The 24,310-nt window shown below is 58.7% G+C and carries 20 protein-coding genes, 1 tRNA gene, 1 pseudogene and 1 riboswitch; of the genes and pseudogenes, 8 read left to right on the top strand and 14 right to left on the bottom strand.

All coding sequences use genetic code 11. From position 1 onward, the window contains the following. Nucleotides 1–4: 4 nt before the first annotated feature. From HZ994_02565 to HZ994_02605, 9 genes are all read right to left on the bottom strand, one after another. Nucleotides 5–3,556: an alpha/beta hydrolase gene (locus HZ994_02565; GenBank protein QTN31258.1), complete on the bottom strand. Its 3,552-nt coding sequence runs from the start codon at nucleotides 3,554–3,556 to the stop codon at nucleotides 5–7. 95 nt (nucleotides 3,557–3,651) lie between these two features. Then, nucleotides 3,652–3,897 carry a hypothetical protein gene (locus HZ994_02570; protein ID QTN31259.1) on the bottom strand — a complete coding sequence of 82 codons (246 nt, stop codon included), beginning with the start codon at nucleotides 3,895–3,897 and terminating at the stop codon, nucleotides 3,652–3,654. 109 nt (nucleotides 3,898–4,006) lie between these two features. Beyond that, on the bottom strand, nucleotides 4,007–4,147 hold the full coding sequence (locus HZ994_02575) for a hypothetical protein (GenBank protein QTN31260.1): 141 nt from the start codon (nucleotides 4,145–4,147) through the stop codon (nucleotides 4,007–4,009). Further along, complete coding sequence (locus tag HZ994_02580; GenBank protein ID QTN31261.1) at nucleotides 4,125–4,553, bottom strand: hypothetical protein; 429 nt, start codon at nucleotides 4,551–4,553, stop codon at nucleotides 4,125–4,127. The genes HZ994_02575 and HZ994_02580 overlap by 23 nt, the downstream gene beginning before the upstream one ends. Then, nucleotides 4,550–5,413, bottom strand: a complete 864-nt coding sequence (locus tag HZ994_02585) for a PD-(D/E)XK nuclease family protein (GenBank protein ID QTN31262.1) — start codon at nucleotides 5,411–5,413, stop codon at nucleotides 4,550–4,552. Before HZ994_02585 ends, HZ994_02580 begins: the two co-directional genes overlap by 4 nt. After that, a complete protein-coding gene (locus HZ994_02590; GenBank protein ID QTN31263.1) occupies nucleotides 5,410–5,925 on the bottom strand; it encodes a hypothetical protein in 516 nt (171 codons plus the stop codon). The genes HZ994_02585 and HZ994_02590 overlap by 4 nt, the downstream gene beginning before the upstream one ends. A gap of 103 nt (nucleotides 5,926–6,028) precedes the next feature. Beyond that, the gene (locus tag HZ994_02595) at nucleotides 6,029–6,244 is read right to left on the bottom strand and encodes a hypothetical protein (GenBank protein ID QTN31264.1); all 216 of its coding nucleotides are present in this window, start codon (nucleotides 6,242–6,244) and stop codon (nucleotides 6,029–6,031) included. A 264-nt stretch (nucleotides 6,245–6,508) separates the two neighbouring features. Next, nucleotides 6,509–7,726: a hypothetical protein gene (locus HZ994_02600; GenBank protein ID QTN31265.1), complete on the bottom strand. Its 1,218-nt coding sequence runs from the start codon at nucleotides 7,724–7,726 to the stop codon at nucleotides 6,509–6,511. Between the two features lie 122 nt (nucleotides 7,727–7,848). Beyond that, nucleotides 7,849–7,933, bottom strand: a tRNA-Tyr gene (locus HZ994_02605). Between the two features lie 122 nt (nucleotides 7,934–8,055). On the opposite strand from HZ994_02605, the pseudogene HZ994_02610 reads away from it, so the two are divergent. Continuing rightward, nucleotides 8,056–9,878: pseudogene (locus HZ994_02610) on the top strand (carbon starvation protein A). Nucleotides 9,879–10,397: 519 nt separating this feature from the next. Here the strand turns inward: HZ994_02610 and HZ994_02615 are convergent. The 4 genes from HZ994_02615 to tdh are packed head-to-tail and all read right to left on the bottom strand — an operon-like array spanning nucleotide 10,398 to nucleotide 14,718. Then, the gene (locus HZ994_02615) at nucleotides 10,398–11,330 is read right to left on the bottom strand and encodes an NAD-dependent epimerase/dehydratase family protein (protein ID QTN31266.1); all 933 of its coding nucleotides are present in this window, start codon (nucleotides 11,328–11,330) and stop codon (nucleotides 10,398–10,400) included. Further along, a complete protein-coding gene (locus tag HZ994_02620; protein QTN34298.1) occupies nucleotides 11,327–12,448 on the bottom strand; it encodes an aminoglycoside phosphotransferase family protein in 1,122 nt (373 codons plus the stop codon). The genes HZ994_02615 and HZ994_02620 overlap by 4 nt, the downstream gene beginning before the upstream one ends. A gap of 32 nt (nucleotides 12,449–12,480) precedes the next feature. Next, a complete protein-coding gene (kbl, locus tag HZ994_02625) occupies nucleotides 12,481–13,671 on the bottom strand; it encodes a glycine C-acetyltransferase (GenBank protein ID QTN31267.1) in 1,191 nt (396 codons plus the stop codon). Between the two features lie 12 nt (nucleotides 13,672–13,683). Further along, nucleotides 13,684–14,718: an L-threonine 3-dehydrogenase gene (gene tdh / locus HZ994_02630; protein ID QTN31268.1), complete on the bottom strand. Its 1,035-nt coding sequence runs from the start codon at nucleotides 14,716–14,718 to the stop codon at nucleotides 13,684–13,686. A 122-nt stretch (nucleotides 14,719–14,840) separates the two neighbouring features. Here tdh and HZ994_02635 point away from each other — a divergent pair, with 122 nt between their 5' ends. The 6 genes from HZ994_02635 to HZ994_02660 all read left to right on the top strand — a co-directional run bounded on the left by HZ994_02635 (nucleotide 14,841) and on the right by HZ994_02660 (nucleotide 21,255). Then, nucleotides 14,841–15,827 (top strand): LacI family DNA-binding transcriptional regulator, encoded by a 987-nt coding sequence (locus tag HZ994_02635; GenBank protein QTN31269.1) that lies wholly within the window; start codon nucleotides 14,841–14,843, stop codon nucleotides 15,825–15,827. A 117-nt stretch (nucleotides 15,828–15,944) separates the two neighbouring features. Then, a complete protein-coding gene (locus tag HZ994_02640) occupies nucleotides 15,945–17,321 on the top strand; it encodes an ROK family protein (GenBank protein ID QTN31270.1) in 1,377 nt (458 codons plus the stop codon). 150 nt (nucleotides 17,322–17,471) lie between these two features. Next, nucleotides 17,472–18,329 (top strand): PIG-L family deacetylase, encoded by an 858-nt coding sequence (locus tag HZ994_02645; protein ID QTN31271.1) that lies wholly within the window; start codon nucleotides 17,472–17,474, stop codon nucleotides 18,327–18,329. Further along, entirely contained in the window at nucleotides 18,329–19,099 is a 771-nt protein-coding gene (nagB, locus tag HZ994_02650; protein QTN31272.1) for a glucosamine-6-phosphate deaminase, read from the top strand. The genes HZ994_02645 and nagB overlap by 1 nt, the downstream gene beginning before the upstream one ends. A gap of 98 nt (nucleotides 19,100–19,197) precedes the next feature. Next, nucleotides 19,198–19,869, top strand: coding sequence for a DUF3313 family protein (locus HZ994_02655; GenBank protein ID QTN31273.1), 672 nt, complete (start codon nucleotides 19,198–19,200; stop codon nucleotides 19,867–19,869). Between the two features lie 357 nt (nucleotides 19,870–20,226). Further along, nucleotides 20,227–21,255 carry an agmatine deiminase family protein gene (locus tag HZ994_02660; protein ID QTN34299.1) on the top strand — a complete coding sequence of 343 codons (1,029 nt, stop codon included), beginning with the start codon at nucleotides 20,227–20,229 and terminating at the stop codon, nucleotides 21,253–21,255. Nucleotides 21,256–21,297: 42 nt separating this feature from the next. On the opposite strand, the gene HZ994_02665 is transcribed toward HZ994_02660, so the two are convergent. Beyond that, nucleotides 21,298–23,082 (bottom strand): TonB-dependent receptor, encoded by a 1,785-nt coding sequence (locus tag HZ994_02665; GenBank protein ID QTN31274.1) that lies wholly within the window; start codon nucleotides 23,080–23,082, stop codon nucleotides 21,298–21,300. Nucleotides 23,083–23,129: 47 nt separating this feature from the next. Next, a riboswitch (cobalamin riboswitch) is annotated at nucleotides 23,130–23,272 on the bottom strand. Nucleotides 23,273–23,407: 135 nt separating this feature from the next. On the opposite strand from HZ994_02665, the gene folD reads away from it, so the two are divergent. Then, entirely contained in the window at nucleotides 23,408–24,292 is an 885-nt protein-coding gene (gene folD, locus HZ994_02670) for a bifunctional methylenetetrahydrofolate dehydrogenase/methenyltetrahydrofolate cyclohydrolase FolD (protein QTN31275.1), read from the top strand. Nucleotides 24,293–24,310 lie beyond the last annotated feature (18 nt).

Here is a 24,310-nt window from a genome sequence, read left to right on the forward strand (position 1 = left end):
CCAATCATCTCTGAAGTTCTTTAAGTATGTATTCTCTCCAATAATTCTGCGTATAAATCAAAGGCCTATTGAACTGCCCAGAATGATCAAATTCACCCGCCATAAATTCGTTCAACTGGATATTGCTTACAGATATTGAAGGTAACTTGATGACGACTGCTCCCATCGGTCGGTAACGAGATTCGGCTACATGTGAAAAAATTTCATATCTATCAACTGTACGATCCAATTCAAAATCTTCAAATTCCTGATCTGGCCCCGTTAACGGATTTGATGGAGGAAAGGTTCTAAATTCACGGCGATAAAATTTTTGTGAGATTGATGACCAGAGCCATTCGCCACCGAAAATTGAAGGCGTATCTGTCGAAAGCTCAAATCGATCTGGTTTAGTAAGCTGGTTGACCATCCAATATTCCAGTGCGTAATCATCCGGATTGAAAAGATTGATCATTCTATCGGCTGAATTTCCGATTCGATAAAAGTAAGGTTGGTTTCCGGCGGTCGGGTAGCTTCCGTAAAAGTCCGGTTGTGTCTCGTCACGATCCGGGAGGGCTCCCAACCCAAGCAATTTTTCGTTGCCAATGTCTTCAACGCCAAACTCAGCCGCTGTAGTAGAAAAAGCACCTGCTGAAACTGCACCTTGGCTGGCTATATAGGTATCTGTGACTTTCGTTCCCGCAATCGCCGAAGTCCTCAGTGCCTCGCTTACGACGATATTACCCATGCTGTGAGCCAGAACTACATTACGCGAATATTGCGACTTCAGATGCCTTAGGAGTGAAAGTAATGCAGGCGAAGAATGATAGGCCCTCCGTTCGCTTCGGTCATAGTTTTTTGGATAAATCAAAGGACTTATCGTATAGTCACTAATCCAGTCTGTTGGCCACGAAAATAGACCGACACGACCACGATAACCAAGCCAGAATAGGCGTTTAAAAGCTGTTTCAGTAAAAAACCTACGGTTCTCGGGCTTCATTCTCCATCCATGGACAAAAAGCAGGTATTCGTTATCTTTCCTTTGAGTCCATTCTGGGAGCGAGGCGCTCACTCTCACATAGTTTTCATCAATATTGTAATAAGGTGTCGTAATATCATCACAGTTTCCTCCGCTTTTGCTCGCCGGCGAATAAATATCGTAGAACTGCTCTATTGGTCGGATATCGAGGTGAATATCATTTGAGACAGCAGTGGGAATTGTTCCTCCTTTTTTAATAAGCTCAAAGCGTATTGCATACTCATCCGCTTCTCTACCTTCAAATAAAAATGTGATCTCACTATCACCGAAACGGGAAATTTGTGCACTTCGTGGTTTTGTTGCGTAAGTTGCTATATCTGATGTTGGGGTGAGTATCTTGTTTGCCTGTTCTTCCGCAAGGCTAGGATTGGTCAGTAAGTATCCGAGAGTGGAATCTTCTCTTGCTGTCATCGATAGCCCCAATTTTTTAAGCGGCACTTTAATTCCGCTTTCCACTAAACGGATCTCATAGCCTCTATTCAACAATTGCGGAAAGATGGCATTACCTTTCATTACCAAGCGATCGAAATCCTCAAGGTCACCTAAACCCTGTATTGTGCTCGGTGCCCGGTCAATATCTCCGCGAACATATCCCAAGTCTCCAATTTTCAGATCGTTGACTTTCTGTATTCCTCCATTATCGGAATCAGAATTTACCCAAAAAACATGCTTCGAGCTAGGGCTCGTCTCATCGTCCACGTCAAAAGAAACGACTCCATCTCTGTTCCTGTCTACGGCAATTTGCAGCTTGGGTACAATGGTGATCTTAATCGTGTCTGTCTCTGGGCCATTCTTACCCGGATAGGTGCCGGTAATTGTGACGTCGCCTATAGTTTTGCTCCCTCCAACGGCCACGATACCGATATTGGCGGTGCCGGGACTGGTGGATACGCTGCCCGGTGGAGCGGTAACGTTCCATTCGACCCCCGGTTTGTTTGATACGATGTTCAGGTTATCACCTTCCTGCATCACCGGACCTTCTTCTTGTCCGCCGGGTTGCCCAGGTGGTCCGGGCTGCTCCCTGTCTGCTCCTTCCGTTGTGATATCCAGGGGAGCTTCGGGTGGATCTTCGGGATCTTCCGTTCCACCGTTTCCGCCAGTCCCGGGGGCGGGAGCATGCCAGCCAGGTTGCCTGACCCCTGTTCCCGGATCGCTTTGGAGGAAATTTCCATCCGCCGTCACCGTCATTGGACCAGATAATTCCCATTCCCCCGTATCATGGTTGAAAGACCATAAGGCGGACTTTTCACCGGGAGGCAAAATTTCACCAGTCACGGGATCAGGCAGGTTGGGAAATATGACCGCCACAGGACGATCAAGGTTGGTGCCGCCATCTGTCTGGATGGTGATGACAAGGGGCGGATTGAGCCCTTCAGGCAAAGGAGAGGGCAATCGATCCGGGGCGACTGGTGCCATTCCAATCTTGCCACCTCGAGTGCCATCGTCGGAGAACAGGGAATTGGCTGGGACTACGAGCATGGTTCCAGCCAAGGCCGGATTTACCGCCAGAGTGGCGGCTGGGAATTGAACGGCAGTGTCTCGCGACACGCTGGTGCTTTGTAAACTGCCGCTGCATACACAGGGAAGATAGATCGTGCCCCGGGTGCTATCGCCCTCGTCGCCAGCCAGATTGTCCATGCGACCGGCGAAGGCATGCCATTTTTTTCCTACGAATGGATAATAATCACCGCCAGGCCAGGAACTATTAGGCGATGTACGTCCATCGATTTTCACGAAGAAGGTTCCCGCCGGGCAAGGGCTGAGGGTGAAATTTCCCTGGGCATCGGTGACTGCTCGGAGCGTTTCCTCCGCCCCGTCCACAGTGATGGTGACTCCGGACAAGGGCTTCTCGATTCCACCCGTGCCGCGCTCGGAAGCGATCACCCGACCCACGATGGCAGTTCCACCCACCGGGGTAATCGAGAGGGTATCGAAGTTGAATCGGCGGAAGCCACCCGGCTGTCCGTCCCCATCACCATCCAGCGGGCGGTTAAGCAGATCCGTGACGCCATTGGTGTCCAATGAAACGCGGATCCGGGCGTTCGAGGGCAGCGGCTCCAGATAGAACAGGGTGGCCTTTTTCCTGTCGCTGGAGATTTCCACCCGCGAGAGGATTTTCTTTCCGCCGAATTCCGCCTGGAACTTCGTGGTATCCAGCGTTGCCGTGGGTGAGAGGGGGACGGTGAAATGGACGACCGTTTCCCGGGTGACCGCGACATTCGCCTCACCGGATGAAGGGGAGGTGAAACGGACAGTTGAGAGAGGAAGGGTCTCCGGAGTGCGGGTGCCAAGGATTTCCTTCACCAGCTCGTCCATGTCTGAGGAATTCACCGCCCCGTCCTTGTTCACATCCGCGATCTGCTTCTGGACATCCGTGAGGGCAGCGGTGCCATTGAAATGCCCGGCGATGATGGCGATGTCCCGGACGGTCGCGACCCCGTCATTATCAATGTCGCCGAGGGCGGGGAGTAGCTGCGCAGAAGCTACTTGGACAAGCGAGAAAGACAGGATGAGTGCCTTGAGGGGGAGATCGAATGCCATTCGTAGATGAGAAGAGCGGAGTGTGAGGGTGATGGCAAGCTTTGGGCTGTGACAATAGAGGTTTTTCCCATTTAGAATCCTAACTATCTAGGAATTCAAATCATATCGTTGCTAGCAATTTGCTCTTGGGGTGAAGGCCGTTGAAAGAGCCGGTGACCGGACTGGGGGAGAAAAAGAAGGGGAAGTGAAAATTGCTGTGTGAGCAGATAAGAAAAGCGTGGCGAAGCAGCCGTGTGCCGGACGCCGTTGCTGGTTTTAGTACTCACATTCATAGCGGGCTTAGCTTCCCGGCGGCAGATGCCTTCGAGGAGCGTTTGGTTGGTGTGTTGTGTTGGATTCATGTTTTCTATTTTGGTTATGGGGTTGTTTGTTGGGGAAAATGAAACGCCCGCCCCGCCAATGAGGCGGAGCGAGCGTCGTTTTATGGATCCTACCGGTGGGGCAGGCTGGTCAGTGGCTGCGGGCGAGCAGCCAGATGGCGGCGGCGACACCGGCGGCGATGAGCGCCCAGGTGTGGCCGTCCGCCAGTTCGAGTGCCAGGCCGACGACACCCAGCACGACGAGGACTTCAAGGACGGGACGCGGTCTCATGGTTGCTTCCTTTTCCTCTGTTTCCTCGCCTGTGACGGCTTGGCGGAGACGGTCGCTGCACGTCAAGGATCCTGCGGGGAATTACGGGGTGGTGGTCGTATGTCTGCCGGGGAGGCATCTCTTGGCGGGAGACACCCTGTCCCAAGGGATCTGCGCCCCACGGTCTCCGGAGCCATACAAGGCCGGTGACCGCGCCGCCTGTCAGCACGATGAAACCGGTCAGGCGGATCGTGTGCAGCATGTCCTTTCGCTCGGCTGATGCCTGGCGCTTGCCGGAAACACGCTTCGCGACCTCCCGCTCGATCCTGGCCTCCTCGGCCGCTTTCGCCGCTCTCGCGGCATCCTTGTCGTCCCGGCAACCGGACAGGAGCAGGAGGAAGGCCGGCAGGATGATATGGTATCTCATGCTGCGGCCCTCCTTTCCTGCAATCCCTGGCCGGGTAGCCACGCCTTACACTCGTTCTTGAACTGGCACCACGAGCAATGCATGCCGGGCTGCGGGTGGAAGCGGTCTTCGGAGATGCCTTGGACGGCAGTCTCCAGCAAGGCTATGACCCGGCGCTTTCGGTGCTCATCGGCGGGTCTTGATTTCACCCGGATGACCTGGGGGGTCTTGGTTTTCACCAGGAACACGAGGTCGAGCGACGGAGGGGTTTCGCCGGTGGCGGCCTCCATCAGCAGCTGGTAGCTGACAAGCTGGATCTCATGGTCGAAAGCCGCGTTGGCCGGATCGGGCTTCGCGGCGGCGGACTTGAAATCCACCGCTGTGAAGTCGCCCTCAACCAGATCCATCGCCCCGGTGAGGGGCACGGACAGGCCGGGGATGGTCTCCTTGAGGAGAACCTCGACGGCACGCGGCTTTTCCTTCATCGACTCCGGGGAGTCGAGGTAGGCGGCGACCACGCGCAGGCCGTCCGTGCGGGCTTTCTCCCGTTCGGACGTGTCCTTGTAGTTGACCGGGCCTTCGTCGCGTTCGAGATCGCTGAATGCTTTCTCATAGGCAGCGGCTACGGTCTCCGGTGAATCATCGCCACCCCGCCAGCGGGCGAGGTGGAACGATTGCAGGGCGGCATGAACCGCCTTTCCGAGGTGCAGGGCGACAGGGGTCGACTTGCGGATGCAGGCCACCCGCTCGAAGTAGAACTTGAGCGAGCAGCCGAGGTAGGTTTTGGCCGCCGACGGGCTGATGTGTCCGGGCAGTGTCTGTGCCCAGGGTGCCAGCCCGGTGGTGAACGGCGCTTCCGGTGGGGTGGCGGTCGCGATCATGCGGCGTCCCTCCCGTTGGAGCGGCGGTAGGCCGATCCGTTGCGACGGTTGCCCTGGCGCTGGCCGGAGCCGTGCGTGTCGAGCAGCTCGTCGATCAGGCCGGATGCCTCCACCTTGTTGAGCAGGCGGACGCCTTTTCCGAAGCGCTCTTTGGCAAGTGCCTCGACGTCGTCCTTGTCGAGTTGGTGCTCATCGACAAGTTTCAGGATCAGATCCTTCTGCTTGTCGGAGCATTTCCACCGACCGTTCTCGTGGATCTGGGTGATGGCTCCCGGTGCGGTGGCATCGGAACCTTGGGAGTCCTCCATGCCGTAGTCGGCGGGAGGGACGAAGCCGGTGTGGAGGATCTGCCCATCGACGTTCGTCTGGAGCAGTTGGTAGATGCGTGCCGATTCTGCGGCGACGTCATCGGTGGTCACCAGCTCGGTCTCTATGGAGACGCTGAACTGGTGGCTCGAGTAGCCCGGGAGACCCAGGCGTTTGCTGTAATTTGCGATCAATTTGATAGCCATGGCTGGTTGTTGGTTATGGGGTTATTGGTTTGCTGGAGAATGAAGACACCCGCTCCGGCTGGCGCTGGAGCGGGTCTATGGAACGTCGGAAAAGGCGACCGGATCAGGCCGCCTGTCTCCCGGGTGTGGCGGATTCAGCCGCATGTGCGGTTGGGAATCCACAGATGGGAAGCCCGGCGGAAAGGGAGGATCCGGCCAGGGCGGCCAGGATCAGCTCGTCCGCCAAACGGGTCATCGGCATGCGGCGACGTTTCCCCTCGCGGTAGAGCGCGCGGATGATGTCATCGGACAGCCGGGGCGAATACAATGTGCGCGGCATGGTGAACTCAGGGTGTTGTGGTTCGATGAAAACACCTGTAGGTGTCTCAACATTATGTAACACAGAATCGCATCGAGTTTCAGCGGGAGGAGATCCTTGCAGCGTACCTAGGAGATGAAGGTCTGTCTTTACTGCTCCAATCCAGACAGCCAACCCCGCAAACGGGTAACTCGGGCACTGGTCTCGCGAGGGCAACTCGCTCGCTTATACCAGCTACCCTAAGCCCGTGGGGTCGGCGATTATCGAGTTGTTCGAGAAGAACAGCTATCTCAAATCTTGAAGGGGTCCCGTCGGCGGGGACGGATCGCAAATTGCCTCCATGCGGGCAAGGAAGCCACTTACATCGAGTTTGGCTGAGCTTTCGAATCCTTTCACGGTCCTGATAAGAGGGATATGATTCGCTCGTGTTCGGACGTCGTAGTCGAGCTGATGGATCTTCTCAAAGGACTCCTGGCGAATTCTCCTGTCTGCGATCACGATGCCTAGAGCCTTCTTTTTCTTATCGATCAGAAGCTTGAAATCGCGGAGGATTGTGTCGGTCGTTTTCGAAAGATCTACGGCGAGTGCCATGGGATGCATTTGAAGCACCTTGAGGCGCCCTTTCAGAATTCCGAAGCTAAGCCAAGGATATGAATCTAAATCCGCCCCCTCCGGGATAAACGAATTGAACTTTGTGTGATACTTCTCGGTGGGACGTAACTTCGCGAAGTTCTCCAGAAACATGCCGGACATTGGTTGGGGATCGAAATGGTCAGCCTCATCCATCAAGAGATCAAAAGCGGCTTTATCCTGTCCGGCCATAACACCCCCCTCGCAATCCTGGGAATCCGGAATCCTGGTCGGAACGCTCCCCACCTGCCCTATCTGATGCCACAACTCGAGGTAATGCGCCTTCCACTCATTTTTAGGCTCATTCGGAATCTGATCATATGGATGCCGCCAGTTCTCCCGCAAAACATCCAGCGTCCTCAGGACATTGAAGCCCACCTCTCCCATCACTTGGACAGCGATTTCGTTGTGGCATTTAACCTTTTCAAACTTCACCACCTTTCCAACTAACGCATCTGACGACAGGTTCTCTGTGATGTGAATCAACTTTTGCGCCTCGGGAAACCGCCTCAGAGCCTCCCATAGAAATCCCGGATGAACCTCGCTGGCAAGAGAATGGCGGGGCTTGGCGCTCCGCTTGGTCTTTCTTGATCGAGTTTCGTCCTCCCATTTGATTCTTTTCCACCAAGGTTCGCCGGCTCCGGTCTCAAACTCCCTTAGACGTCCATACCACGAAAACTCCTTCGCCCGCGGCGCAGGCTTTCGCCCCTTCTGCACCCCTTGTTCAGTATCTGCAGATGACCGTTTCTTTTTCGCCATGTCCAATAACAAAGGGGATCGGAATTGGAAGTCCAGATGAAGAATATTCAGAAAGTGGAAATAGCGGAAGCCCTGAAAACTCAATTCAGAGCAAAAAGGAAATGAACGCAACATGCTCCGGAGAAGAGCGAACGAAGCTCCCAGAACCTGAAAAAAGATGACAAAAGGATGACAAGCCATAATCCTCACCACCAAAAAGGGAGCCTTTCGGCTCCCTAAGTCCTTCAGAATGAAGATGGTGGGCAGGGCTGGATTCGAACCAGCGTACTCAATGAGAGCAGATTTACAGTCTGCCGCCTTTAACCACTCGGCCACCTACCCGGTGCCGCTTGTGCGGGGCGGGATGTTTGGTTTCGCGCCGGGGGCTGACAAGCAAAAAGAGGTCTCTGCCGGGTAATTTTTTCCCTTCGTGTCGGCAGGGATACCAGCTTTGCTTTCTTGAGATGCAAACTCTACTGATCGCGCTCGGCTCGCTTGTCGCCTACATCATCGCATATAACACCTACGGACGCTGGCTTTCGCGGAAAATTTTCAAGCTCGATCCTGCGAACAAGGCACCTTCCATCGAGTTGGAGGACGGTGAGGATTTCGTGCCAACCTCGAAGGGTGTGGTCTTCGGCCATCATTTCACTTCCATCGCTAAGCACTTCGGCCATCGTTGCGTTGCTTAAGGCTGGCTGTGATTTGGGGATGGCTGCCGGCGCTGCTTTGGGTGCTGTTCGGCTCGATTTTCATCGGGGCGGTGCATGACTTCGCGGCGCTTGTGATTTCCATGCGGAACAAGGGTCAGACTGTCGGCGATATCTCGGGGCGGGTGCTTGCGCCGCGGGCGCGCATCCTTTTCCTGTCCATCCTGTTCATGGCACTGACCATCGTGCTCGCGATCTTCGGGCTGGTGATCGCGGCGGTTTTCAGAATGTTTCCGGCTTCCATTTTCCCCTGCCTGGTGCAGATCCCCATCGCGGTTGCCATCGGGGTCTGGATCCATAGAAGAGGATTCAACCTACTGATCCCCTCCCTGCTCGCTCTTGGCATCATGTATCTGACTGTCGCTTACGGCGATTGGGGATTTCTGCATGCTTTCAATGTCGAGCTGGCCTCCTGGCCGGTGATCGCCTGGGTCGTGCTGCTGCTGGTCTATTCCTACATCGCCTCGGTTCTGCCGGTCTGGGTGCTGCTCCAGCCGCGCGATTACATCAATTCCCTCCAGCTCCTCTCCGCACTCGGGCTGGTGGTGGTTGGATTGGTGCTTGCCGGGATCTTTGGATTCGGAAGCGGCGCGGAAAAACACGCCTTGGAAATCGTCGCCCCCGTGGCACGGCTCGGAGATCAGGCGCCGGTGGGAGCGCCTTGGATTTTCCCCTTCCTGTTCATCACCATCGCTTGTGGCGCGGTCTCCGGTTTCCATTGCCTGGTTTCCTCCGGCACTTCCTCGAAGCAGCTCAAATGCGAGACGCAGGCACAGTTCGTCGGCTATGGATCTATGCTCACCGAAGGCTTTCTCGCGGTGCTTGTCATCCTCGCCTGCGTGGCGGGGATCGGGCTCGGTGTCCCGGAAATGATCGATGGAAAAGCCACCGGGCAAACCCTATTCGGCGAGGCGGCGTACCAATCCCGGTATGCCACCTGGCAGGCATCAGGAGGACTGGCGGCGACGGTCGGTGCCTTCGTTTCCGGCTCGGGGAATTTCATCCAGGCCTTGGGACTGGGTGCCGCCTTCGCGACCGCGCTGATGGGAGTGTTTGTCGCCTCTTTCGCCGCGACTACCCTCGATTCCGCCTGCCGTCTGCAGCGCTACGTTACCCAAGAACTCGCCGCTGCGATCGGCATTAAGGCGCTCACCAACAAGCACGGGGCAACCATCTTCGCCATCATCATCGCCGGAGCCATCGCCGCAATGCCGGTGCAAGGAGCCGCATGGGAGACTGCAAACATGGGCAAGGGAGGCCTCATCCTCTGGCCTCTCTTCGGTGCAACCAACCAACTTCTCGGCGGACTCGCATTCCTCGTCATCCTCTTCTGGATGTGGCGGCGCAACCTGCCCATCTGGTTTGTAGCCATCCCTGCCGCCTTCATGCTGATACTCCCCGCCATTGCGATGCTGTCCCAGCTCTTCGTTGGCAATGAAGCATGGCTCACGGGTGAAAATCCGAACTATCTCCTCGCCGCCATCGGCCTGATCACGCTCGCGCTGGAGGCATGGATACTAGTGGAGGCCGCCGCGGCCTGGCCAAAGGCAAAGGGGATTCTGGAGCAGCCTGCCTGATGCCATTTCCGAAAGAAAACCAGATCAATCCATACTGACCTGCATCCCACAATCAATCTGCTCATGGGATTTCAGCATCCACGGTACAGGCTCCGGCCCGGCATCGCTGACGTTTAATTTCTTCTCTGAGCAGGGAACGATTCTGCTGTGCGGAAAGCTTTTCACAATCCGTAAGCATGGGCCGTTCAGTGGATATTGGACACTTGAATACGGCGGCAAGCTCATTTTAAGCGCCCATAAGCCGAGCGGGTTTTTCCGATCCTTCGAGCTGAGTGCTCCGGAAACCCGTCTTACTGTAAAGGCAAGCTCAGCACTTGCCCGCAGATTCGATATCCACGGCAATGGCCGCATCCTTGGCTCAATCCAACCGGCGCACGCATTCACACGACGCGCATCAATCACATGTTCTCCAGAGGTTCCTGAATTGACCCAGCTCTTCTCGTTTTGGCTGGTCGTTCTGTCTTGGCGGCGTGCTGCGCAGAATAACAACGCATAACAGACCTGGAGCAGCCCGCATGATTATGCTTTGTCCGCCCACTTCGCCCTGAAAAATGCCAGCGTCTTTTCAAGCCCTTCCTCCAGGCTGTGCCGGGGTGCCCAGCCTTCATTACGCAGTTTTTCGGCACTGGCGCGGGAGTGCTTCACATCCCCTGCCCGTTCCGGGCCGTGAAGGACTTCCGAAGATGATGAGGCGGATGTGATGATGCGCTGCGCGAGATCGTTGATGGTGATCTGGCCGCCGTACCCGGCGTTGAAGACGCCGGTGACGCCCGGAGTTTCCACCGCGAAGGAGAGTGCTCCGGCGATGTCCTTCACGTAGATGAAATCCCGTGTCTGCTCGCCATCGCCATAGACGGTGATGTCCTCGTTGCGCACTGCCTTTTCGATGAAAATCGGGACGGCGGCGGCGTAGGCTCCCTTGGGATCCTGGCGTGGGCCGAAGACGTTGAAGAAGCGGATCGCGGTGGTTTCGAGCCTGCCCTCTTGCTGGAACATGCCGAGGTAGTATTCCCCATCGAGCTTGGTGATCGCATACGGGCTTTTCGGCTCCGGGCACATCGCCTCGGTTTTCGGAACGGTGGGGTTGTCACCATAGACGGCGGCGGAGGAGGCGAAGACGAGTTTCTTCACCCCGACGGCGGATGCCTCTTCGAGCACGTTGAGCAGTCCGTGGACGTTGATATCAACGCACTCGCCGGGCTTGGCCATGGATTCCGGGACGCTCACCAGTGCGGCGAGATGGAAAATGTAATCCACACCCTCGACGGCTTTTTTCACAAGTTCGCGGTTGGTGATGGAGCCTTCGATGAAGGTGTGCCTGAGCCCATCGAGATTGTGGCGGTATCCGGTGCGGAGGTTGTCGAGGACGCGGATTTCATCCGCCTTGTCCTGATACATTTCAACGATGTGGGAGCCGATGAAACCGGCTCCTCCTGTGACTAGTATTTTCATGCGGAGATTGGTTTATCGGTCGCGATGGCCTGAACGATGGCTTCCATTTCAGCGAGATTACCCTCGATGGATCCCACGTATGCGAACTGGTTGCGGCAACGGTCGAGGTTGTGGCCTTCCCGCTGGGTCTTGAAATACACATCGCCCTGGAGATAGTCTGTTAGGAAACGCATGCCGCATTCGAGTGTGAGCAGCTTGCCGGAAAAAGCGAGGTTTTCGATCTCCACCGGATTGAGGAATTCCCTGCCGACAACCATGAAGCCTTTGACAAGCGATTCGAAACGGTCAAGGCGAACGTTGGGCATGCCGGTTTCCGCTTCGTCCTCGCGCCTGTTGGTGGCGGCGGTGCGCACCATGTCTCCGAAGTCGTAGAGGGCGGAGCCGGGCATGGTGGTGTCAAGGTCGATCACGCAGACAGCCTCGGTAGTGGAGTCGTCAAGAAGGACGTTGTTGAGCTTCGTGTCGTTGTGGGTGACACGTTCGGGGATTACTCCGGCGGCGATGAGATCTGTGATCCGGCTGCAATCTCCCTTGCGTGCGATGGCGAAGTCGATCTCCCGTTTCACCGAGGCGGCACGGCCGTGCGTATCCGCATCGATGGCAGAAAGAAGGTTCTCAAATCGCTTCGGTGTATTGTGAAAGTCCGGGATGGTCTCATGAAGGCGCGGGCCGCCGAGTAGTGCGGCGAGCGACTGGAATTTCCCGAAGGCCATCGCCGCCTGGAAGGCCTGCTCGTTGGTCTTCAGCTCGTCGTGGGCGGTGGCGCGCTCGATGAAGGGATACACGCGCCAATAGCCTCCCTCCGAGTCGACCGCGAAGGGACGGCCGTCTTTCGCGGGTATGCAGGTTAGGGTGCGGCGGTGGGCTTCGGGATGCCCCTGCCCCATGAGCCGGGCCAGTGAAAATTCCGTGACCCGCGAGATATTCTCCATCAGCTCCTCAGGATTTTTGAAAACGTCCGTATTGATCCTCTGGAAAATGTAGCGGATTTCCTGCAATCCCGACTGATCGAAATTCGCGCAGTAGGTGTCGTTGATGTGACCGCTGCCGTGGGGTGAGCCGGCCAGGAAATCGGCACGCATGTCAAAGAGGGCGGCGATTCTCCCTAGGTCGGGAATGATCCTGGCGTTGGACATGGGATAGCGCTCGGTCAGACCCCGAGTTCCCGCTTCACCTCTGTGAAGGCGGCCACAGCCATCTCCAAATCCATCCGGGAATGGGCGGCGCTGATCTGGGTGCGGATGCGGGCCTTGCCCTTGGGTACGACAGGATAGCTGAAGCCGATGACATACACGCCCTTGGCCAGCATCTCATCGGCAAACCGTGCGGCGAGCGCCGCATCGCCCAGCATCACTGGCACGATGGGATGGGTGCCGGGCACGATGTCGAAGCCGGCCTTGGTCATTTCCTCGCGGAAAAAAACGGTGTTTTCCTCGAGCGTATCGCGCAGGGTCGTCGATTCCTTGAGCAGACGTATCGCCTCCAGTGAGCCGCCCGCGATACAGGGTGCGAGGGTGTTGCTGAAAAGGTAGGGGCGCGAGCGCTGGCGGAGAAGTTCGATGATTTCCTTCCGCCCGCTGGTGTAGCCGCCGCTGGCTCCGCCGAGCGCTTTTCCTAGGGTGCCCGTGATGATGTCCACCCGGCCCATCACCCCGCAATGCTCGTGGGTGCCGCGCCCGGTTTTCCCGATGAAGCCTGCGGAGTGGCACTCGTCCATCATCACCAGGGCATTATATCTCTCCGCCAGATCACAGATCTTATCCAGCGGCGCGATGTGGCCGTCCATGGAAAAAACCCCGTCCGTGGCGATGAGCTTGTGGCGCGCACCCTGGGCGTCCGCAGCGATGAGCTGGGCCTCCAGGTCCTCCATGTCACAGTTCTTGTAGCGGAATCGCTTCGCCTTGCAGAGGCGAATCCCGTCGATGATAGAGGCATGGTTCAACTCGTCGCTGATCACCGCATCCTCGGGGCCGAGTATGGTTTCGAAGAGGCCGCCGTTCGCATCGAAGCAGGAGCCGTAGAGGATGGTATCCTCTGTGGCGAGGAAATCGCTGAGGCTGGCCTCCAGTTCCTTGTGCAGGATCTGGGTGCCACAGATGAAACGGACGCTGGCAAGGCCGAATCCCCACTCGTCGAGCGCCTTGCGGGCGGCCTCCCTGATGCGCGGATGCTGGGCTAGCCCGAGGTAGTTGTTCGCGCACATGTTGAGCACTTCCTTGCCATCGTCCGCCCGGACGGTATTCCCCTGCGGGGTGCTGATCCTCCGCTCAACCTTGTAGGTGCCCGCCTCGCGGATGCCCTGGAGTTCGGCCTCGATGTGTTTCCTGAATTCCTCGTTCATAGCTCGTTTTTTCTAACCAAAGACAGACCAGTCGAGCACGACCTTGCCGCTCATCCCGCTCTGCATGACTTTGATGCCCTTTTCAAATTCATCCGCCCCGAAGCGGTGGGTGATGACAGGCGCGATGTCGAGACCGCCCTCCAGCAGCACCTTCATCTTGTACCATGTCTCATACATCTCGCGGCCATAGATGCCCTTGATCGTGAGCATCGAGAAAATGACCTTGTTCCAGTCGATCGCCATCGGCTCGCCGGGGATGCCGAGCATCGCGATCTTCCCGCCGTGGCACATCGCGCCCACCATGGAGTGGAAGGCGGAGGGATTGCCGCTCATTTCCAGGCCGACATCGAAGCCCTCCTTGAGACCGAGCTTTTCCGTGACCGACGAAAGGCTTTCCTTGGAAACATCCAGCGCGACGTCGGCTCCCATCTTGCGTGCCAGATCGAGCCGGTAAGGGTTCACATCCGTGATGACGACATTGCGTGCGCCCGCGTGCTTCGCGATCGCCACCGCCATGACACCGATGGGGCCGGCCCCGGTGATTAGCACGTCCTCGCCGAGCAGATCGAAGGACAGCGCGGTATGCACCGCATTTCCGAAGGGATCGAAAATCGAGGCCACCTCCTCATCCACATCCTTGGAGTGGAGCCATACGTTAGTCATCGGCACGCTGATGTACTCCGCAAAGGCGCCGGTGCGGTTCACGCCGATCCCGCTGGTATCCTTGCAAAGGTGCCTCCTGCCTGCGAGGCAGTTCCTGCAGCGCCCGCATACCACATGCCCCTCCGCGCTGACGATGTCGCCCACCTGGAATCCGCTGACATTTCCACCTGTGGAGACGATTTCCCCCACGAACTCATGCCCCACGACCATGGGCACCGGGATCGTCTTCTGCGCCCAGGAGTCCCAGTTGTAGATGTGGAGATCCGTCCCGCAGATGCCCGTCTTGCGGACTTTCACCAGCACATCGTTCATGCCCACCACAGGCTCCGGGACGTCTTCGAGCCACAGGCCGGGTTCGGCTTTTGATTTTACCAGCGCTTTCATCGGTGTGCAAAGTCGGCTTAGCTCCTGCCAACATACAAGTCAACCGAAGTCTCGCTCCGCCGTAGGATAAGCGAGCGATGCCTTGCCCAAACAGGATATGTCCCCCAGCATATTCGAACAATATGGTCACACAGGCACAGATCGCGGAAAAACTCGGGGTATCCCGTCAGCTGGTCACCTTCGCCCTTTCCGGGCACCCACACGTCGCCAAGGAATCCCGCGAACTCATCATCGCCACCGCCAATGAGATGGGCTACCGACCCAACCCTTTCGCACGGGCTCTCAAGAGAAAGCGCACCGGGATCGTCGCACTATGGATCCCGGACCAGATCTCAACACACTACAACCATGTTGCCCGCGAACTCGGACGGCTGGTGAAACAGGATGCGCAAGAGCTGATCGTCTCGGAAATCGGCGGTGCGGACATGAACCAGATCTGGTCCAACGTGCCCGTGGACGGCATCCTGGCCGTCGATGCCTCGGAGGAAGCCTTCCGCGAACTTGAGAGCTTGGCCGGAAATTCCGCACCCATCGTGTCCATCGGCGCGCATGCTTCCGCGAAAACCGATAGCGTGCGCGTGGATCTTGGTGCGGGCGCCACAAGCGCCCTGAAACATCTGATCGGCTCCGGCTACAAACGCATCGCCCACGCAACTTTCGTCAGCGAGGGAGACCCGCATGGGAACCGCCGCAAAGCATATGCGAAAGCGATGAGAGACGCAGGGCTTGCGCCCGAGTTCATCCAATACCCCTTCAGCGAGAAACAACGGTCCATCACCCGCAGTCTCATCCAGGGATACATCGCGGAAAACGGCGCGCCGGAGGCTATTTTCTGCCACTCCGATGACGTCGCACTCGGGATTTACCGCGGCCTATGCGACATGGGAATCCGTGTCCCGGGGCAGGTCGCGCTCGTCGGCTGCGACGGCATCGAGGACTGCGAATATCTTGAGGTGCCCCTGACCACCATCGTCCAGCCGGTCGCCGAGATGTGCGCAACAGCATGGGAATACCTCAAGGCGCGCATCGAGAACCCAAAACGGAAACCTGCCTACAAGACATTATTGCCCGCACTCGTGATCCGGCAGTCCTCGCAGCGGACTTCCTGACCGAAACTCCGCACAGGCAGCCAACGAAACAAGAATTATCTTGTGCTAAATGCCGCTTGACGCATCCCGCAGACACGCAGAGCTTCCCCGCGGTCCGAAACAACACCGGACACGTCCATGAAAAAGATCCAGACATCTGCCAAGGCGCCGCTCGATCCCGGATTCCTGCCGGCTGCCCTTTTCAATCGCAGCTACCGCGAATCCACAGCCACCTCAGGAAAGGCGTACCCACTCGTTCTTGGGCTGGAGCGTGAAAACGGCCTTGTTTCCCGTTTCGAGACCGCCGTCTTACCCACAACCGATGCGACCACCCTCCGTTACGTCGAGCGGCTCGTGAAATTCCTCATCTGGTCGCGCGGCGGCTGGAAACTACATTTCGGCGGCCCCGTTTCCATCGGTGAGTCGATCCGAAAAACCTACTCTTCCCGCGGGGCCCGCAAGTTCGATTGCAAGATGATGGCACTGGCCTACGGCCGTGACTTCGAGGTCTCCGTCACCAACGCCGATCTGGTACCCGACGCAAAGGACATGGAAGTCCCCGCCGGAGGGCATCTCAAGGGCTGCCGCATCGGCTTCGACCTCGGAGCCAGCGATTTCAAGGTCTCCGCCGTCGTCGATGGTCAGGCGATCTTCACCGAGGAAACCCCGTGGGATCCCAAGAACCAGAAAAACCCGCGCTACCACTACCACAACATCTCCGCCGCCCTGCACCGCGCGGCCGCGCATATGCCGCGCGTCGATGCCATTGGAGGCAGCTCCGCAGGCATCATCGTGGATAATGAGATCCGCGTTGCCTCACTCCTGCGTTCCATCCCGAAAAAGGATTTTGCGCAAGCCTCCGCAGTCTTCAAGCGCGTCCAGAAGGAATGGGATGTGCCACTGGTGATGATGAACGACGGCGATGTCACCGCTCTCGCCGGTGCCCTCTCGCTCGGCAAAAAAGGCATGCTCGGCCTCGCCATGGGCTCCAGCGAGGCCGTCGGCTACATGGACAGGAAAGGCCGCATCCTCGGCTGGCTCAACGAACTCGCCTTTGCCCCTGTCGATTACAACCCCGCCGCCCCCGCCGACGAATGGTCCGGCGACCGCGGTGTCGGCGCACTCTATTTCTCCCAGCAGGCGGTCAACAAGCTCCTGCCCGCCGCGAAGATCAGGATGCCCGCAAAAATGGATCTTCCCGAGCGGCTGGTAGAGCTGCAGGAACTCATGAAAAAAGGCGATGAGCGCGCTGCCAAAATCTACGAAACCATCGGCGTCTATCTCGGCTACACCATCCCTCACTACGCGGATTTCTACGACTACGCCCACATGCTCATCCTTGGACGCGTCACCACCGGAACCGGAGGCGACATCGTTCTCGCCAAAGCCGCCGAAGTCATGAAAAAAGAGTTTCCCGAAATCGGCGGTAACATCGAAATGCACGTCCCCGACGAGAAAACCCGCCGTGTCGGCCAGGCGGTCGCCGCCGCCAGCCTACCGAAAGCGAGCAAATGAAGTCTCAATGATCAGAGCGAACACAAGGACCCGGAAAACAACCCTCTCTCTGGACTGCGTGTCCTCAGTGGTCAAAATACCCAGCCGGGCCGAGCATTCCATCTTCGTTCATCCGCGCATCCTGCGGTCAGATCCCATTCCCCATAGCCCATGAATTTCCACCAGCCCAATGCACAAACCTTCATCCCGGATTGCGCACCGGAGACCGAAGCCCTCGCCCGCACCACCCACCTCGGCATCGGAGCACACCAGGATGACCTCGAATTCATGGCTTTCCACGGCATCCTCGAATGCTACGCCCGCACAGACCGCTGGTTCGGCGGAGTCACCTGCACCAACGGCGCGGGCAGCTCCGCTCCGGTCCCCTACGCAAAGTTCACCGACGAGGATATGATGAAGATCCGCGTGCAGGAGCAGAAAACCGCCGCACTCGTAGGCCAATACGGCTCCATGATCCAGCTCGATTACCCCAGCAGCGCAGTCAAAGGCGCGACCGATCCATCCCTGAAAGACGATCTCCGGAAAATCCTCGAAGCCACCCGACCCGAGGTCGTCTACACCCACAACCCAGCCGACAAGCACGACACCCACATCGGCGTGACCATCGCCGCGCTCCATGCCATGCGCGAAATGCCCGCTGCGGGGCGCCCGAGGAAAGTCGTCGGCTGCGAAGTTTGGAGAAACCTCGACTGGCTGCCCGATGGAGAAAAAGTCCTCATGGATGTCAGCGGCCGCGACAACCTCGCCGCCGCCCTCAACGGCGTCTTCGACTCCCAGATCGCCGGCGGAAAACGCTACGACCTCGCCACCCTCGGCCGCCGCGCCGCAAACGCCACCTTCTTCGACTCCCACGCCACCGACCAATCCGGCCAGCTCATCTTCGGCATCGATCTCACACCCCTTGTCACCGACGAGTCCAAAGACATCATCACGTTCATCAGCGATCTTTTGGATAGGTTCAAGAACGACGTCTGCCAGAAACTCTCCAAACAACTCGGACAGATCTAATGGAAATCATCATCCAGGAAACCAAGCAGCAAGCCTCCGATGTCGCCGCCCGCCTCATCGCGAAGCTCATCACGGAAAAGCCGGATTGTGTCCTGGGGCTCGCCACCGGCAGCACTCCCCTGCCACTCTACCGGCGGCTCATCGAGATGAAACTCGACTGGGGCAAGGTCACAACCTTCAACCTCGACGAATACATCGGACTCCCCCGCGAGCACCCGCAGACCTACCATACCTTCATGTGGGAAAACCTTTTCCACCACGTCAACATCAACGCGGACAACGTGCACATCCCGGACGGGAACGCCGCTGACATCCCGGCGTTCTGCCAGGAATACGAGGAACGCATCAAGGCCGCCGGTGGCATCGACCTACAGGTGCTTGGCATAGGCACCGACGGCCACATCGGTTTCAACGAACCGACATCCTCCCTCGCCTCCCGCACCCGCATCAAGACCCTCACCGAGCAGACCTGCAAGGACAACGCCCGCTTCTTCGGCAGCGAGGAAAAGGTGCCGAACCACGTCATCACCATGGGCATAGGCACCATCATGGAAGCGCGCACCAACCTCCTCCTGGCCTTCGGCGAAAACAAGGCTCAGGCCATCGCCGAGGCCGTCGAGGGACCTGTCACCTCCATCAATCCCGCCTCGGCTCTCCAGATGCATCCCGTCGTGAAAGTCCTCATCGATGCCCCGGCGGCAAGCAAGCTGGAGCGCATCGACTACTTCCGCTGGGTCCATGACAACAAGCCTGACTGGCAGAAAATCTAGGCCGGATGCCCCCGGTGCAGAACTCCGGAAGGTGCCCCGGAAAGGCATGATCCGCTTGCCGCTTGCCCACACCGATGATGCCGGATACCTTGGGACACATGAGAGCCGTCCTAACAGTTATCGCAGCCTGCATCGCATTTTCCTCCTGCGGCTACGAACATGCCGTCGTGCCGGCAACCCCCACCGAGTTTCTCACATCCACTGGCACCGATACCAAGGCGCGCATCGCCCGCCTGCCATTTGAGCACTCATGGCGCGATCCTGCGGTCAACATCACCGACTACAAGAACATTGTCGTCCGCCCTGTGACACTGCGCCATCTCAATACTGACGAATGGGAACTCAGCAAATCCGCGGGAATTCCCGACCGCAAAGCCTTCGAGAAACGCGCCGCCACCCTCGCCCAGCATTTCACGCGGCAGCTCGACATCGCCTTTTCGGATCCCATCTGCGTATTCTACAAGACGGCGAACACCACAAAGCCCAACACCCTCATCCTTGAGGTGGCACTGACCCATGCGCACTTTCCGGACAAAGCCCTCTCGCAAATCCCCGTCTGCGGATTCGAAGCGCGCGTGCGCGATGCAAAGACCGGTAAGCTCGTTTCCACCGCATCCGACCGCCGCGGCCCCGACATCCACCTCAGCGGCACGGACACCCACATCACCGACAACGAGGAAATTTGCTCCATATGGGCGCGCCAACTCATGGAGGCCTCCAACAAGGAAATCTTCTCGAACGTCCGCCGCAAAATCATCGCCATGGATTGACGCTTATCCGCCCAGGCAGTGCGGGTGGTGGCCGACACCTTCCTTCTCGCATCATCCGGAGCGCCCCGCCGAGAGCCAGCTAGCGCCCCTTGGGCAGATCCTTGTTTTCCGCCATCGGCACCACATCATCGGCCGCACCGCAGGCAATCAGGATGGGCCCTTCGCCTGCGCCAGAGGCTCCAGACCATCCGGAGCGCTCCCCCTGAAACCATCCAGATCCTCACCATAAGACCCAGCATGGCTAGGCACGGGAGAATGGGTTCAAGCTTTCGGCCACCGACGCGTAGTTTCCCTTTGCAGTCCCCGCGGGGAAATCCCAGCCTCCGAGCCATGACAGCTGCCGCAACCGGATACTCCATGCCCGCCGAGTGGTCCCCCCAATCCGCAACCTGGCTCTCCTGGCCGGTCGCGGATCCCCGCCATTGGGGTGGAGCGAAGGATGCCCTGATCCGGGAAAAATTCGCGGAGATCGCCGCCGCCATATCGCGCTTTCAGACAGTCCGCATCAATGCGCCCGGAGCCTCCCATCCGAGCATCGCGGCCGCCTGCAACACCGCCAAGGCGGATCCTGCAAACCTGGAGTTGTTCGACCACCCCAACAACGATGTCTGGTGCAGGGATCACGGCCCCATCTTCGTGAAAAACCAAAGCGGCCATATCGCCGTCACCGATTGGGAATTCAACGCATGGGGCGGAAAATTCGGCCCATGGGATCTCGATAACGCCATCCCTGGGCGCATTGCCGCATCCCTCAGCTTGCCGCGCTTCGAGGGCGGCATGATCCTCGAAGGCGGTGCCATCGAGGTCAACGGCCGCGGTCAGCTCCTCACCACCGAGGCAGTCCTCCTCAACCCCAACCGCAACCCCCATCTCTCCCGCGAAAATACCGAGCAAAAGCTCCGCGACACCCTTGGCATCACAGAAATCCTCTGGCTGGAACAAGGCATCGAGGGCGATGATACGGACGGCCACATCGACGATCTCGCCCGCTTCGCCTCGGAGGACATCATCCTGGCTTGCGAGGAGCCGGACACCTCATCTCCAAACCACCCTGCCCTCGCCGGGAACATGACCCGCCTGAAAAACTTCCTCACCCCTTCCGGAAAACCCTACGAAATCCTCCCCATCCACTTGCCTCAGGCCTGCGAGATCCCCGGCTGGCGGCTGCCCGTACTCCCCGCCTCCTACGTGAATTTCCTCATCATCAACCACGCCGTCCTCGTCCCCACCTTTCGCCAGCACAAAAACGACGACCGCGCCCTCGGCATCATCGCCGAGCTATTCCCCGGCAGGGAAGCCATCCCCATCGACTGCCTCGACCTGGTTCAGGAAGGCGGCACCTTGCATTGCATCTCCCAGCAACAGCCCGCGAAATCCGACAGCTAGGGCGGAGCCGGCATCGGTCGCCCCTGCCATGGCGGAATGTGCTCAGAAGCTCGCGGTCAGGCCTGTGAATGCGCCGAACCCTGCGCCCCGGATAGGGTTCCCGAAACGTGAGAGTTCGTAATCCTCGTCGGCAAGATTCTCGATGCGGGCGTGGAGAGTCACGTGATCGGTGAGCGCATAGCTGGCATGGATGCGCAGCAGCAAAAAGGCATCGAGTGGGGCGCCGCCGTAGGAGCGCTCCGCCACGTAGCCGGCACCGCAGCCGAGCAGGACTTTTTCCGCAGGCCGCCAGTCAAGCGATGCAGTGACGGTGTTTTCCGGCTGATCCTGCAAGGAGGCGCCGAGCCATGTCCATGCAAGGCGCATCCCAACGTTTTCGCAGAGCGGCCCGGCGGCGGCGAATTCCAGGCCCCGGGTGGGGGTTTCCCCGGGGAGGTTCACGGGCGGGGTCGGGAAGGATCGGATCCGGTTGTCGATGGAGTTTTCAAAATATGTCAGGGAAACGATTCGACCGCCGCCCATCCCCTGCTCCACACCCATGTCCCAGCCTAAGCTTTGCTCAGCGGCGAGGTTCTGATTCCCGGCACCGAAGGCGGTGCCGAAGAGATCGAGGTAGGTGGGGGTGCGGAATGCCTTGCCGATGCCGGCGCGGATCCGGGTCTCCCCGAGAGCCTGCCAAGAGCCGCCCATGCGCCACGTCACCTGATCCTCATACTCGGCGTAGTCCTCCCAGCGCAGAACCGCATCCGCCGTGACGGACTCGGTCGATTTCCACTCCCAGCCGAGGTGCGCACCGTAGCGCTGCGCGACGTTGGCCGTGCCTATCGTGTTTGAGAAATCCGTGTGTTCCCAGAAGGCACCGGCCAGGAGCTTGTGGCGCTCGCCCAGCTCCATGCTGTGATCAGTGGAAAACACGGTCCGTTCCTGATCGGAGCCGTAGTTCCCGAACGCGGTGTCGTTGTCATAGCGTTCCACATAGCGGCCCAGCGTGAAGCGCGCCAGCCAGCCGGGGGTGAAACGCGCATTCGCGTAGAACGTGGCCAGACCTGCATCGGTATGGTCGGTGTTCGTGCCGAAAAAATCATACTGGAATCGCGAGTCCGTGGCGCGGAAGGTCATGCCTAGCGTGAGGTCTTCCGATTGCGCCCATTCAAGCCGCATCGCTGTGCGGGCTTGGTCGAAGTCCTGTGCGATCGCGTCGTTGTGTGTTCCGTCGTAGCCCGCGCCGAGGAACCAGGAAAAGCCGTCCTGTGCCCCGGAGTGAGAGAGATGGCCGTTGAATGTATCGAAGGATCCGCCCTCCAGCCGGAGCCGCGCCGCAGGGTCTCCCGCGCCGCGAGCGGTTTCCAGCCAGATCACCCCGCCGACAGCCTCGCCGCCATGGATCGCCGCGTGCGGGCCGCGCAGCACCTCAATTCGGCCGAGATCATCGAGCCTTGCGCCGGAGAAGAAGTTTCCCAAGGAGACGGTGGAGTCGCTGAGACGCACCCCATCCACGACGAGCTGGGAATACGAAGTGGCGGTGCCGCGCAGGAAGACGGAGCCGATGGCACCCGTCTGTCCGGACGTCGAGGTTGAGTTGACGCCCGGCACCTCGTTGAGCGCCTGGCGGAGGTCTAGGATACCCCGTTCCGAAAGTTCAAGCGGATCGAGGACAGTCACCGCCGATGTGCTCTCCGCGGATTTTCCCGGCAGTCTCGTTGCGGAGACGACAAGGGTGTCGAGATCGTTTTCGGTCTCCGCAGGCAGGTGTCCGCAGAGGGTGAGCGCCGCAAGCCCGGAGAGGGCACGGCATGTCGCGTTCGTCCGGCATAGCGCGGACGGCATGTGTTGTGTCATTTTATCTGGAATCCATGGGGCTGTGTTCCGCAGCCCTGTTAGAAAACCCCTCTGGCTGGCGATCTGGCTCGGCCTGCCTTCGCAAGACCATACAGTGGCGGCACCGCTCCGGATTCACACCGGATTCCCCATCAATTTCCTGCCCGTGCGACGGGCTTCCAACGGAGTGCCGCTTTGTTTTTCACGGCGCGGGAGGACGTATCCGAGAGCCTTCATCGGGTCAAGGTATTGATGGATCAGATACGGCCGCGCAGACAACCTTTCCTGAAGTTTGAATTTTGAAATCCGGGGTTTAACGCCTAGCATCCGCCGCATGAACCAACCCCGCATCCTCGATGGCAAGGCCATCGCCTCCACCGTGCTCGAAGAATGCCGTGCAGAGACGGCGGAACTCAAGGCGAAGGGGATCACGCCCGGCCTCGCCGTGGTGCTCGTCGGCAGCGACCCCGCGTCCGCCGTTTACGTAGGCTCGAAGGCCCGCACCTGCGCGGAGCTCGGCTTTCACTCGGTGAAAATCGAGCTGCCGGCGGAAACGACCCAGGAAGAGTTGCTGAAGGTGGTTGCGGATCTGAATGCGGATCCTGCCGTCCACGGCATTCTCGTCCAGTCACCGCCGCCGCCGCACATCGATGAGGAAACGGTCATCAGAGCCATTGCTCCGCACAAGGATGTCGATGGCTTCCACCCGGAGAACGTCGCCAAGCTGGCATTGGAAGATGCTAGCGGTTTCGTCCCCTGCACGCCGGCCGGCTGCATGAAATTGCTGGAAGTTTCCGGGATCGATACCAATGGGGCGGAGGCGGTTGTGATCGGGCGCTCCATGATCGTCGGCAAGCCAATGGCCCTTTTGCTGGTTGGGAAAAGCTCCAACGCCACCGTTACGGTTGCGCACTCACGTTCCAGGGACTTGGCAGCGATCTGCCGCCGTGCCGACATACTCATCGCCGCCGTCGGCCGCCCGGATATGGTCAAGGCGGATTGGGTCAAGCCCGGTGCCGTCGTGATCGATGTGGGCATCAACCGCGTGGCGGACGCATCCTGTAAATCCGGTCATCGGCTCACCGGGGATGTTGATTTCGGGGAGGTGGCACCGCGCTGCGCCGCCATCACCCCGGTGCCGGGCGGGGTTGGCCCGATGACCATCGCCATGCTCATGAAGAACACCATCAAGGCGGCGAGGCAATCCGGCCAGGCCTGAGCGGCGTGCGCCGCAGCG

The organism is Akkermansiaceae bacterium (genome assembly GCA_017798145.1).
In the GTDB taxonomy this organism is placed as follows: domain Bacteria; phylum Verrucomicrobiota; class Verrucomicrobiia; order Verrucomicrobiales; family Akkermansiaceae; genus Luteolibacter.